We start from the raw sequence: 11,781 nt of genomic DNA, 5'->3' as shown, positions 1-11,781 counted from the left end.
GCTCCAGACCCTGAACCCACTATGGCTTCATACCGTCAATCGGAACAATCCTTGCAGCGTGAATTCACTGTCCTCAAGCACATTCCGGCTTTCTAGTTTTGTCAGTCAAGCAGCTGTAACACCTCTAAACAGGGCAAAGCCTGACCCCGATTTTCTCCCGCCTGAATCAGAGGTTTATTTGCTGGAAGGTTAGGGCTGAGATAGCTCTGGAACACTTCTACTATGGGTTGATTCTCGCTCAACCAGTAGCCAGTGTAGAGGCAACCCAAAGCATACCGACGACACAACCTTGCCCCTCCTCTATTTGGGCACTTCTACGGTAAAATCGCTGATCTGGCAGCAGCATGATGCGACTGTTCTGCGAACACACTTCGTGAACGCCGGATTTACGGAACCTCATACCAAATGAATAAACGAGTGCTACAAATAAAAAAGTAAGCGTTATTCACCGTCAAAAGACAATATGGTTGGCGTCTGTACCCTGGATATAGCTGAAAGCCGTGAAACCCTGAAAGAGCTGATGCGCTGCCAAACTGAACCGTGCTATTGGGAGCGTTTGCAGGTGTTGTACCTGCTCAAAACGCACCAAGCTGAGAGCGTGACTCACGCAGCCGCCTTGATTGGACGAGACCGAACCACAGTCCAACGCTGGGTCGGCAAGTATCGACGCGGGGGATTGGAGCAATTGCTGGCACCTCCCCCGGATCAAGGACGCAAAGGACAGATTGCCCAGGCAGTGAGTGACACCTTACAAGCGCGCTTACAACAAGCGGAACATGGATTCACGAGCTATGGCGAGATTCAGCAGTGGTTAGCCACCGAACACGGGGTCCAGGCAAGCTATGCTGTTGTCCATCAGCATGTGCGCTATCGGCTGAAGGCAAAACTGAAAGTGCCCCGTCCGGTGAGTGCCGAGCAAGATGAACAGGAGGTTGTCCTGTTTAAAAAACTCTGGCTGCTCGACAGGGTCATTAGGTAGGGCAAAATCATCGGGCAGTTTTTCCCAGACCACCTCATAGGCAGGGGTTGTTGCAGTTGTGGTGGAAAGCATGGCGATCGCGTCCAGGGAATTCATTGCTTTCCTAAGCGTATCGCATCCACCGCTTAGTCATTTAGTGCAACCGTTCAATCAAATGATCGCCGACACGCAACGCATTGGCAATGATGGTCAAAGCAGGACTAACGCTAGCGTTGGATGGAAAAAAACTGCTATCGACGACATAGAGATTATCAATATCGTGAGTGCGACAATTCAGATCTAACACAGATGTTTTTGGGTCTTCGCCAAACCGACAGGTGCCACATTGATTTGCCATGACCTGAATCGGAATTTCACCACGCGGATGCATCACACCTCGCTGAAACCCATCCAGTTCTTTTTCAATGGTTTTGAGCATGTCTGTCCAGCGGTAAATCAGGCGATCGTGGGCTTCCAGGTTATTAGGGGTGTAGTCGATATACAGTTTCTCCCCTTCGACCCGAACTCGATTATTCAGATCAGGTAAATCTTCCGTTTGTGCCCACCAGCCGATCGAGTGGGTGGCTAGTTGCTTCAGTCCAAAACCAGGCATGAATTTTGCCAGAACTGAGAACATCGGCGGGGCTTCCGCGAAGATGATATCGGTGAGTAAACCACCCGCGTTTTGAATGTGTCCCATTGGGTAAGGAAAATCGCGATCGCCCCAATAAAAATCATTGACAGATACGCTTCTTTGAAAGGAACCCGAATTGGGTTTGGTACTCAGTTGCACCACGACCGTCATCAAACTTTTCATCAGGTTGCGACCGACCAGACCGGAACTGTTTGCTAAACCGTTGGGGTGGCGATCGCTGCTCGATCGTAACAGCAGAGCCGCCGAATTAACGGCTCCACAGGACAGCACTACCAGATCCGCCAGAAACAGATAGGATTGTCCGGCGATTGTAGCTTCTACGCCCTTCACGACCCGACCCGATGGATTGGTATGCAGGCAGACAACCTTAGCACCTGTTTTCAGCGTGACATTCGGATGCTTCAAGGCAGGAACAATGCCACTCACTTCAGCATCACTGGTGGGATCATCCGTTTGCCGCGTTAATCCCAAGGGCAGTGGAGCAGGGTGCAAACTTTGCTGGGTCAGCGCTTCTACAATTGTCTCAATCTGCGGATCATGGGAGATGGAAGGGAAGGGATAGTCCTGGCTGTGGTGCGGTTCGGTGGGGTCAGCACTTACCTGCCCATGCACCTGGTAAAGCTGCTCGGCTGCTGTGTAATAGGGTTCAAATTCTGCATATTTGACTCCCCACTCCGGTGAGATGCCCGACTGGTGATTCACGGCTTCAAAGTCCCGTTCGCGGAATCGCGTCAGTACTGCACCATAGATTTTGGTGTTGCCGCCGATCGCATAATTCATCTGAGGCGAAAACGGTTCTCCGGCAGTGTCATACCACTGTTCTGGAGCATGATAGCGTTCCCGTTTGAAGATATCCACGTTACTGCGGTTCTGTTCTTCCAGGGGCATAAAATCGCCCCGCTCCAGGATCAGAATTTTCTTACCTGTGGGAGCCAGTTTCGCCGCCAGTGTGCCTCCACCTGCACCCGTGCCAACAATGATCAGATCATAAATTTGGTCATCGATAATCATGAGATCACCTCACTGCCACACATAAATCAGCACAAACAAAATAATCCAGATGACATCGACGAAGTGCCAGAACAGAGAGGTTGCCGCTACCCCAAACTCACCCCGATCGTAATTACCGGGGATGAACGATCGCACCAACATAATCGCCTGCAATAAAATCCCCGTCAGCACATGCAGCCCGTGAAATCCAGTAAGCAGGTAAAAGGTGCCACCGAATACGCCATCGGTAAAGCTAAACGACAGACTGCGCCATTCTACTGCCTGCCCATAGAGGAAATAACTGCCCATTGCCATCGTTAATAGCCAGAACAACCGGAATCCCCAGAGATTTTTGACATGCAGGAACCGTTCGGCAATATAGATCACAAAACTACTGGAAACCAGAACAACGGTGTTGATAGCAGGTTCGCGGGTTTCCAGTCCTGTCACACCGGGAGGCAACCAGTCTAGAGCATTGGTTTTGTAGACGATATAGCCCGTGAAAAAGCTGAGGAAAATCACACTTTCCGACAGTAGAAACACGATGAAGCCAAACATACTGTTGCCCGCTTCGTCGTGGTGATGTTCTGTGCTGATGTGGATCTCCGATGACGAATCGGCTGTGCCTTTCGTGTTTAAGGAGGCATTGACTTCAATGGGATTCATGGGCAACCTCCAACCGGTCTGGATTGGCAACTAGTGATTCCGATTTGCCGTAGCCGTAGGGTTCTGCGATTACGATCGGTAATTCTTCAAAGTTTTCAACCGTGGGCGGCGAGGAGACCAGCCATTCCAGCCCGATCGCCCGCCAGGGATTTTTAGGAGCCGCTTCACCCTGCACCCAAGAGCCAATCATGTTCAAAATAAAGGGCAAGGTGGATATGCCTAACAAGAATGCACCCAGACTGGCAACCACATTCCAGAAGGCGAACTCTGGGTCATAGGAGGCAACTCGTCGGGGCATTCCCTGCAATCCCAGGGGATGCATAGGGAAGAAGTTGAGATTTGTACCAATGAAGGTCAACACAAAATGCAACTTGCCTAATCCTTCTGAATACATGCGTCCCGTCATTTTTGGGAACCAGTGATACAGCGCTGCATACATCCCCATCACTACTGCACCGTAAATCACATAGTGGAAGTGACCGACAACAAAATAGGTATTGTTGACGTGAATGTCAAAGGGAACCGATGCCAGCATGATGCCCGTCACCCCTGCAAAGACAAACATCACCAATCCACCCAGGGCAAATAACATGGGCGTGTTCAGACGCAGTTTGCCGCCCCAGATCGTAGCAACCCAGGCAAAGACCTTGATGCCCGTGGGTACAGAAATCAACATGGTCGTTGCCATAAATACCATCCGCATCCAGCCCGGTGTACCACTGGCAAACATGTGATGCACCCAGACAACGCCGCTCAAACCCGTAATAATCAGAGACGAGATGGCCACGACTTTGTAGCCAAACAGCGGCTTGCGAGCATAGACCGGGAAGATTTCTGAGAAAATGCCAAAAATCGGCAGAATAATCACATACACGGCGGGGTGGGAGTAGAACCAGAAGAAGTGTTGAAATAGCACTGGATCGCCACCCTTAGCGGGATCAAAAAAGCTGGTGCCGATGGTCAGATCAAACAGCAACATCACGGCTCCGGCAGTCAGCGCAGGCAAGCCGAAGAGTTGAATGATCTGCGCGGCAAAAACCGCCCAGACAAATACGGGCATCCGAAACCAGGTCATGCCTGGTGCTCGCATCCGCGCGATCGTGGTGACAAAGTTCACAGCTCCCATGATGGACGATACACCAGAGATTGCCACTGCTAGAATCCATAGCACCTGTCCGTTGATCAGATTTCCGGTTGGATTCTGGAGACTCACGGGAGGATAAGCCCACCAGCCCGATTGGGAAGGTCCTCCAGGAACCAAGAAACTTGCCATCAAGATGACCCCAAATACGGGTACCATCCAAAACGCAACAGCATTGAGGCGCGGAAATGCCATATCTTTTGCCCCAATCATCAAAGGCACCAGATAGTTGGATAGCCCCACTAGGGACGGGAATGTCCACAGAAACAGCATCACCGTGCCGTGCATGGTGAACATGGCGTTGTACACAGCGCGATCGAGCAGATCAGCTTCTGGGGTAATTAACTCACCCCGAATAATCATGGCAAAGATGCCGCCTACTAAGAAAAAGAAGAAAGAGGTAACCAGATATTGAATCCCGATCACCTTATGATCCGTACTAAAGCTAAAGAACCGCTTCCAGTTATTGGGCGCACCGGGGAGCGGTTGTTCAATCTGGGCGATTTCATCAACCGAAAGCTTTGTCATGGGGTACTCACTTGCACGCTGGGAGCATTAACAATTGGGGGAGGGGCAGGCTCGACGATTTTCCAGCCCGTACTAATCGGGTTGTGAGCACGCTGGTATTCATCAAAGGCGCGGTTATAGGCAGCAGTAGGTGCTTGCGTAGCTACTGTTGCCTGCCATTGCTGGTAGTCCTCTGGAGACTCCACCACTACATCGGTTTGCATGGCGGCAAAATAAGTACCGCTGTATTGTGAATCCCGCAGGCGATAGCGACCCTCCCGAATCGGGGTAAATTCAAACTCAATCACCTGCCCAGGAATGATGTCTTGCTTGACGCGGAAGGCAGGTACAAAAAAGCCATGGAGCACATCTTCAGAATGCAGTGCAAGCTTGATGCGCTGGCGATTGGGTAAATGTAATTCGGTACTGGTGATGGCGGACTGAGGATAATGGAATTCCCATGCCCATTGCCGTGCATAAACGTCAATATGTTCTATAGGTTTCTGACCGGAAATGGGTACCGCTGATTCCATCAACGGGGCTGTCTCTGCCGTTGCCATGCCCCTATGAACATGCTCCATCGGTCCTAGAATCGACATCTGGTCATAAATCTGGTAGCTATAGCCTGCAATCCAGATCACGAGAACAAAGGGAATGGCTGTCCAGACGATTTCCAGAGTCACATTGCCCTCAATATGGGGCCCATCACTGAAGTCATACTTACTTGCCTGCTGAAACAGAACGGCATAGGTCAGCGTTCCGACTACGCCTAGAAAGATAAAAGTTCCCAGCGTCACCAGGAAACTAAATAATTGATCCACCAATAGAGATTCAGCGGATGCTTGGGGCGGAAACCAGGAATAGGACTGTTGCCCCATCCAGAGACTGATGAGGGCAAGGGCGATCGCCACGATGCCCAGGGTTAAGATTGTGCCTCTACTCATGCCACCCTTCACCGCAACAGCAAATTGGGATCTTCCCCGATGCGCAACAGACGATCGGCAGTGATATGCACGCCAAATTCCGCCGCCAGTTGCGCACCTAGCGTCCCGTGAACAAACATCAATGCAAAGATCCCCATCCCTGCTAGGAGATAGCTCCATTGCACTTGCTGGGCCTGGTCTTTGCGCCAGAGAAACCGTTGAAACCCACGCCAAATCGTCATTGCTACAATCAACAGGAGTAACACTACCCCACCGACTCCATGCCAGAGCATCGTTTCCATCGCCTGCAACCCCCAGGCACTGGTGACATCGGCGGGCGGCGTTGCTAGCAAGATCTCATAGAACCCAGCGGCAACAGTAAAAAAGGTAATGATGGCCGCAGCGACGATGTTATACCACCCCACATCGAAGAAGTTCGATCGGCTTGCGGGAATGGCCAGGAACTTAAAAACAGGTTTTTCCAGGGGAAATAACACACCGACGATATCAAAGGCGATCGCGGCAATAAACAGCCCTAGGGTTAAATGAACTAAGTTCGGATGGATGGGAATGGCATAGGGTAAGCCATTCTGACCTAAGTGATCTTTCATCTGATCGATTAAGTTCAGATCCATTACAGAATCCCCTCCTTCACAGCTTCCACAACGGGAACCGTATGTAGCCCATAGATCCAGACCAGGATATCTCCGAGATAAACCTGAAGACACACCAACCCAACCAACACAAGGCCCGCCCCCAAGAATGGCAGGGGCAACGCCTTGGGGTTACCGGAGCGCAGAATATACCGCCACGCTGTAATCGCTGCAATAATGCCAGAGAGTGACCAACCCAGAAGAGTATGCAAATTTAGCGTGGGTTCTGCGGCAGTGTAGGGTTCTGCTAGACCCGCTTCAATTTGCCCGAAAATAATGGCAATAAAAATTGCAATGGTTGCAAAAAACAAATTCCACCAACTCACTTCGTAAAACCGGACATTGCGTGTGAAATAGCCTAGGACGTCGCAGAATACCGCAAATAACACCATGGCAATCACAAAATGCACGACGATCGGATGCATCGTGTCTGGATAAGGCAAATTGTGATCATTAAGCGGGGGAAGATACTCCAGCATAGTTAAAACTAAGAGTGAAAAAGCCCTATTAGTCAAGTAGAGCTTAGAATACAAAACAGAGATGAGTCTGTATCATTGAAAGCAACTCAATAAAAATCACAAAGTCTAGAGTGATAAGTATTAGAATTATGAGAATCTGCTCACCTACAATATTTTCCATATTCGCTACAGCTTCCTATCTCTTATCTCTTTGGTGATTGAGTTAAACTGATTGGGAATCTCGATTATTCTGGAGATAACCAATGCTCAGTCCAGACTACTATCGCAGTAGTTGATGGTGCTTTAACTCTTCCGTAGCTTACTCAGTAAAACCTTGGTCTGGATAAGTTTTTAGGGATTTTTTAAGACTCAATCCTACCGTTATAAATACGACGACTTGTCTTAGGTAAATTTGACAAACCGTCTTTTGACATCTCTCTATATCTTTGATTTAATTCAGGGTTAAACTCAGGATTTTACGGAAATAAGAGCTAATCTTTTGACATCTTCAGATTAATCATTTCAATGCTTTAAAGTTGCAACTCATCTCAAAAACTCTTAGGTATTGAACTAAGAATCGTAATTGATTTGTGTTTAATGTCTTCAATATGACTGAGATGATTTTGCTGTTTAGTATTTGATTTTGCTTTAGATTTTATCCCCTCAAGCAGCAAGCAACTTTGCGGATTCGCAGAAAGACTGTTATGTCTCTATTAATACTCCTGATCACGACTGGATCGGTTTGGCTCCTTCGGGCAACTTGGATTGAGTCAAACGGGCAATGGGGCGATCGCTGGCACTCTGCCCTGAGGCAATTTCTTTTACCCCCACTGCTGCTCTTGACAACTGCGATCTCGATTCCTTTGCAGATGTTAAGCAATTCTATGGTCTGGTCATGGGATGAAACGTTGAGCGGTACGGTTTGTGTTGTCTTTTTGGGATGGGCATTGCTGCTTTGGTTTCATCTGATGCAGCGTGGGAAATGGATGCTTCAACAGGTGACTCTTTATCCTGAAATGAGTCTACATGGCATAACTACTCGTATTGTTGATTTTTCCCTGCCTTACAGTGCTCAAATTGGGTTCTGGCGATCGACACTGGTGGTTAGTAAAGGATTGTTCATTGTTCTAGAACCGTGCCATATTGAAGCGGTTCTCGTCCATGAACAGGCACACTCTCGCTACCGAGATCCGTTTTGGTTCTTCTGGCTAGGGTGGGTGCGTCGAACGACGAACTGGCTACCTGGAACAGAAGCGATTTGGCAAGAGCTTCTCTTGCTACGAGAATTGCGAGCCGATCAATACGCTGCCTTACAAACAAATCCTTTCCTGCTGGCAGAAGCATTGCTTTTGGTGGCTCAAAACACACCTATATTGCCTGAAGATGGCTGTATTGCGTTCAATCATGCTGCGTTGAAAAGCCGTCTAATTGAAAGAATTGAAGCACTCTTGGGTGAACCAATCTCAATGAACCAGTCTAGTTGGAAACTATGGGGTTCACTCTTGCCAACGCTAATTCCGTTCCTTGCGATTGATTGTCATTTTTATACGGCTTTTTAGTGAGACATGTGATGATGGGGACGCATCTCTGTCTCCGAGGGTTGCTGCTGCATCTCAACTGGATTGAGCGATTTTAAGCTCATATTGACTTTACCGAAACTAGCTAATCCCATTGTGATGATTCCGGCACTGAACAGCCCCATTGAGACAAATCCAATGGAAATGACACCCATTGGGACTAACCCAATTGAAATCAATCCATGGGGAATCGCACCGATCGAAATTAATCCGTGAGGGGAAACTCCGATTGAGAAAATGCCACCGTGAGGTGCAAGACCTACCTCTAAAAACTTGAATCTCTTAGATTTATGTTGTTCATCAGTCATAAAATTCAGTTTGAATCGGTATAGCCCTGAAAACATACAAGACTAAGTTGAGATCTGTCAAAAGACACAGCGTCATACTGAATCTCAACTCTGTCCTTGTAACTATATTGTCAGGTTTGACCGTCAGTCTTTTGACGAATCCCAGTTGATTAGTCATCTTGAGCAAAGATGCGTTTTTCTAAAGTACAGATAGAAATTAATACATGCACTAAATGCAAAGATGGACGAATGGAAATGATGCCCTTCTATCACTCTATATTCAGTTTTTTGATTGCAGTGAGTATTTCGTTGTCTCTGATGATACTACCTGTATTCGCAGCCACATCTCAAAGCAGTTTAAGTCCTGCAAAACTCTATTTTCAGGAAGGAGTAACTTCATTTCAAGATGGCAACTATTCCATTGCTGTTGAAGCATTCTCGAAAGCAATTCAAGTAGATACAAACTATGGTGCAGCCTATGGCAATCGTTGTCTGAGCTACATTGAATTACATGATTATCCAAGCGCGATCGCGGATTGTACAGCGGCGATCACATTGACGCCTAGTAATGCTGAAGCCTACCTAAACCGGGGGCTTGCTCACTATCGACTAGGGGAATACACAATGGCGATTACTGACTTCACTCAATTGCTTCAGATCACCCCCCATGATCATCGGGCTTACTACAATCGGGGGCTGGCATACGTTGGGCAAAGTCAGTATCGAGAAGCGCTTGTAGACTATGGTGAAGCCTTACGACAGGTTTCACCCCTGGATACCGCATCCATTACCTTGATTTATAACGATCAAGGAGTGGCTCACTTGATGTTGGGTCAAGATCGAGCGGCGATCGTTGCCTTGACTCAAGCAATTCGCTATCATGCCAGCGATGCTAGAGCCTTATTTAATCGGGGATATGCTTATCACCGTTTAGGGAATGAAACTGCGGCTCTAGAGGATTTTAGTCAGGTTACAGTGATTGATCCTAGCTACGCTCAGGCGTATCTTAATCGCGGTTTGATTCAACATCAGTTAGGAGATCAGGACAAAGCGATCGCAGATCTGCGTCAGGCGGCTCAGCAGTTTCTCAGTCAAGGGAACGCCACTGCCCATCGACAGACCCTCGATCTGCTCCAAAAAATACAAGCTTCTCCATCCACCATTGGATAACTCGGAAGAGGAGGACGATTACGTTGTTGGGTAGTGCCCTTCTATAAAGGACAGAGACAAATCGCCTAAAATCTGGTGAACCTTTACCACAAAGCTTTGGTCGTGCCCTGACGTAAAGGATAGAGAAAATAACCTTAAGCTGAAAGGTCTTTGCTACAAAGCTTTCGACGAAGTCTGATTATTCTTCATCCTTTAAGAAATAGGACTACCTCACGCCCGCTTATTCCACTTCTGCCTTTTGAACACAGGGTTCACAGAGACCGAAAAACTCTAGTGTGTGATAGTAAACCTTGAACGGCACTGAGGGTTGTAAGTGCGTTTCCAATTCCTGTACTGGGCAATGGTCGAGGGGAAAAGACTGACCACATTGTAAACAGGTGAGGTAGTGCTGATCGGAGACAGCGGGACTGTAGAGTGCTTGGCCGTTAGCCCCCGTCCGGCTTTTGATCAATCCATACAATTTCAATGTTTCTAATGCCCGATACACGGTTGCTAGTCCGATCGCCTGTCGCTCACGTAGCAGACCATATAACGCCTGAGCGGAGAGGGCATCCGCTTGCTGGTGCAGCAAATCAAGCACTGCTTGCTGATTGTGAGTCAGACGAGGTGAAGGGGTTGCACTTTCTTGAGAGGAGGAGTCACTTTTCACGGCGAGTGCTGTAGAATAAGCGAATGATAATCATTCTCATTGTACTATGAGCCTGACTGAAACCTCAACGCTTTCACTCCAAACTCCGCAGATAGAAACTGATCCCACTGATTCTGGAAGTCCGGTCAACTCCACGATGCCAGCGATCGCCCATCGTCCCCGGCGGTTGCGCCGCACTGAAACCCTGCGCCGGATGGTGCGGGAGAATGTTCTGCGGGTCGAAGATTTGATCTATCCGCTGTTTGTGATGGAAGGAGAGGGGCAGCGGGAAGAAGTGCCCTCCATGCCTGGTTGCTATCGTTACACGCTGGATTTGCTACTAGATGAGGTCAAGGAGGCGTATGAGTTGGGGATTGGAGCGATCGCTCTTTTCCCACTCATCCCCTACGACCAGAAAGATAACGCAGGTACTGAGAGCTACAATCCTGATGGTTTGGTTCCGCGTGCGGTGCGAGCCATTAAACAAGCCGTTCCCGATATTCTGGTTATCACCGATGTTGCCCTCGATCCCTACAGTAGTGAGGGACATGATGGCATTGTGCAGGATGGCAAAATCCTCAACGATGAAACGGTTGCCGTGTTGGTGAAACAGGCGCTGGTGCAGGCAGAAGCCGGAGCTGATTTTGTTGCGCCTTCAGACATGATGGATGGTCGAGTAGGTGCGATTCGCAAGGCACTCGATGCAGCCGGATGGATCAACGTGGGCATCCTTGCCTACTCTGCCAAATATGCCTCTGCCTACTATGGGCCGTTTCGGGATGCTCTGGATTCTGCACCTAAGTTTGGTGATAAGAAGACCTATCAAATGGATGCCGCCAATGCGAGAGAAGCCATTAAGGAAGTGGCTCTCGATATTGCAGAGGGTGCCGACATCTTGATGGTTAAGCCTGCGCTGGCGTATCTAGATATTATTTGCCAGATCAAACAGCACACCAATTTACCTATTGCAGCCTACAACGTCAGCGGCGAGTACGCCATGATCAAAGCCGCTGCGGCACAGGGCTGGATTGACGAGCAGAAGGTGATTTTAGAAACGCTGACGAGTATGAAGCGAGCCGGGGCGGATTTGATTTTGACTTATTTCGCTAAAGAAGTGGCGTTGATGTTGGGGTAGAGGGGGGTAGGGAATGGGGAATGGGGAGTGGGG

At 48.7% G+C, this 11,781-nt stretch carries 12 protein-coding genes; 4 read left to right on the top strand and 8 right to left on the bottom strand.

Annotated elements, in window-relative coordinates; all coding sequences use genetic code 11:
- The first annotated feature begins 463 nt into the window (after positions 1 to 463).
- Positions 464 to 979: a helix-turn-helix domain-containing protein gene (locus ACN4EG_RS25710; RefSeq protein WP_431633142.1), complete on the top strand. Its 516-nt coding sequence runs from the start codon at positions 464 to 466 to the stop codon at positions 977 to 979.
- A 133-nt stretch (positions 980 to 1,112) separates the two neighbouring features.
- Here ACN4EG_RS25710 and ACN4EG_RS25705 read toward each other — a convergent pair whose 3' ends face one another.
- From ACN4EG_RS25705 to ACN4EG_RS25680, 6 genes are read right to left on the bottom strand one after another with little or no spacing between them, the layout of a single operon-like run.
- Complete coding sequence (locus tag ACN4EG_RS25705; RefSeq protein ID WP_431633141.1) at positions 1,113 to 2,624, bottom strand: GMC oxidoreductase; 1,512 nt, start codon at positions 2,622 to 2,624, stop codon at positions 1,113 to 1,115.
- A 9-nt stretch (positions 2,625 to 2,633) separates the two neighbouring features.
- Positions 2,634 to 3,269, bottom strand: a complete 636-nt coding sequence (locus tag ACN4EG_RS25700; RefSeq protein ID WP_431633140.1) for a cytochrome c oxidase subunit 3 — start codon at positions 3,267 to 3,269, stop codon at positions 2,634 to 2,636.
- Positions 3,256 to 4,938, bottom strand: coding sequence for a cytochrome c oxidase subunit I (ctaD, locus tag ACN4EG_RS25695; RefSeq protein WP_431633139.1), 1,683 nt, complete (start codon positions 4,936 to 4,938; stop codon positions 3,256 to 3,258). Before ctaD ends, ACN4EG_RS25700 begins: the two co-directional genes overlap by 14 nt.
- The gene (locus tag ACN4EG_RS25690; protein ID WP_431633138.1) at positions 4,935 to 5,861 is read right to left on the bottom strand and encodes a cytochrome c oxidase subunit II; all 927 of its coding nucleotides are present in this window, start codon (positions 5,859 to 5,861) and stop codon (positions 4,935 to 4,937) included. Before ACN4EG_RS25690 ends, ctaD begins: the two co-directional genes overlap by 4 nt.
- An 8-nt stretch (positions 5,862 to 5,869) precedes the next feature.
- Entirely contained in the window at positions 5,870 to 6,475 is a 606-nt protein-coding gene (locus ACN4EG_RS25685; RefSeq protein ID WP_431633137.1) for a DUF2231 domain-containing protein, read from the bottom strand.
- Positions 6,475 to 6,972 (bottom strand): DUF2231 domain-containing protein, encoded by a 498-nt coding sequence (locus tag ACN4EG_RS25680; protein ID WP_431633136.1) that lies wholly within the window; start codon positions 6,970 to 6,972, stop codon positions 6,475 to 6,477. The genes ACN4EG_RS25685 and ACN4EG_RS25680 overlap by 1 nt, the downstream gene beginning before the upstream one ends.
- Positions 6,973 to 7,790: 818 nt before the next feature.
- Between ACN4EG_RS25680 and ACN4EG_RS25675 the strand changes: the two genes are divergently transcribed.
- The gene (locus ACN4EG_RS25675; RefSeq protein ID WP_431633135.1) at positions 7,791 to 8,510 is read left to right on the top strand and encodes a M56 family metallopeptidase; all 720 of its coding nucleotides are present in this window, start codon (positions 7,791 to 7,793) and stop codon (positions 8,508 to 8,510) included.
- Here the strand turns inward: ACN4EG_RS25675 and ACN4EG_RS25670 are convergent.
- Positions 8,507 to 8,836, bottom strand: a complete 330-nt coding sequence (locus ACN4EG_RS25670) for a hypothetical protein (RefSeq protein ID WP_431633134.1) — start codon at positions 8,834 to 8,836, stop codon at positions 8,507 to 8,509. The genes ACN4EG_RS25675 and ACN4EG_RS25670 overlap by 4 nt on opposite strands.
- Positions 8,837 to 9,133: 297 nt before the next feature.
- Between ACN4EG_RS25670 and ACN4EG_RS25665 the strand changes: the two genes are divergently transcribed.
- Complete coding sequence (locus tag ACN4EG_RS25665; RefSeq protein ID WP_431633133.1) at positions 9,134 to 9,985, top strand: tetratricopeptide repeat protein; 852 nt, start codon at positions 9,134 to 9,136, stop codon at positions 9,983 to 9,985.
- 220 nt (positions 9,986 to 10,205) lie between these two features.
- Here ACN4EG_RS25665 and ACN4EG_RS25660 read toward each other — a convergent pair whose 3' ends face one another.
- Complete coding sequence (locus tag ACN4EG_RS25660; protein ID WP_431633132.1) at positions 10,206 to 10,634, bottom strand: Fur family transcriptional regulator; 429 nt, start codon at positions 10,632 to 10,634, stop codon at positions 10,206 to 10,208.
- Positions 10,635 to 10,770: 136 nt separating this feature from the next.
- Here ACN4EG_RS25660 and hemB point away from each other — a divergent pair, with 136 nt between their 5' ends.
- Complete coding sequence (gene hemB / locus ACN4EG_RS25655; protein ID WP_431633143.1) at positions 10,771 to 11,748, top strand: porphobilinogen synthase; 978 nt, start codon at positions 10,771 to 10,773, stop codon at positions 11,746 to 11,748.
- Positions 11,749 to 11,781 lie beyond the last annotated feature (33 nt).

The organism is Alkalinema pantanalense CENA528 (assembly GCF_050753345.1).
Classification (GTDB): domain Bacteria; phylum Cyanobacteriota; class Cyanobacteriia; order Leptolyngbyales; family Leptolyngbyaceae; genus Alkalinema; species Alkalinema pantanalense.
Note: the sequence above shows the minus strand (reverse complement) of the source record. Positions and strands in the feature narration are given on the sequence as shown.

Coding starts and splice junctions, on each gene's coding strand:
- ACN4EG_RS25710 (WP_431633142.1), top strand. CDS start 464: ATGGTTGGCGTCTGTACCCTGGATATAGCTGAAAGCCGTGAAACCCTG.
- ACN4EG_RS25705 (WP_431633141.1), bottom strand. CDS start 2,624: ATGATTATCGATGACCAAATTTATGATCTGATCATTGTTGGCACGGGT.
- ACN4EG_RS25700 (WP_431633140.1), bottom strand. CDS start 3,269: ATGAATCCCATTGAAGTCAATGCCTCCTTAAACACGAAAGGCACAGCC.
- ctaD (WP_431633139.1), bottom strand. CDS start 4,938: ATGACAAAGCTTTCGGTTGATGAAATCGCCCAGATTGAACAACCGCTC.
- ACN4EG_RS25690 (WP_431633138.1), bottom strand. CDS start 5,861: ATGAGTAGAGGCACAATCTTAACCCTGGGCATCGTGGCGATCGCCCTT.
- ACN4EG_RS25685 (WP_431633137.1), bottom strand. CDS start 6,475: ATGGATCTGAACTTAATCGATCAGATGAAAGATCACTTAGGTCAGAAT.
- ACN4EG_RS25680 (WP_431633136.1), bottom strand. CDS start 6,972: ATGCTGGAGTATCTTCCCCCGCTTAATGATCACAATTTGCCTTATCCA.
- ACN4EG_RS25670 (WP_431633134.1), bottom strand. CDS start 8,836: ATGACTGATGAACAACATAAATCTAAGAGATTCAAGTTTTTAGAGGTA.
- ACN4EG_RS25665 (WP_431633133.1), top strand. CDS start 9,134: ATGATACTACCTGTATTCGCAGCCACATCTCAAAGCAGTTTAAGTCCT.
- hemB (WP_431633143.1), top strand. CDS start 10,771: ATGCCAGCGATCGCCCATCGTCCCCGGCGGTTGCGCCGCACTGAAACC.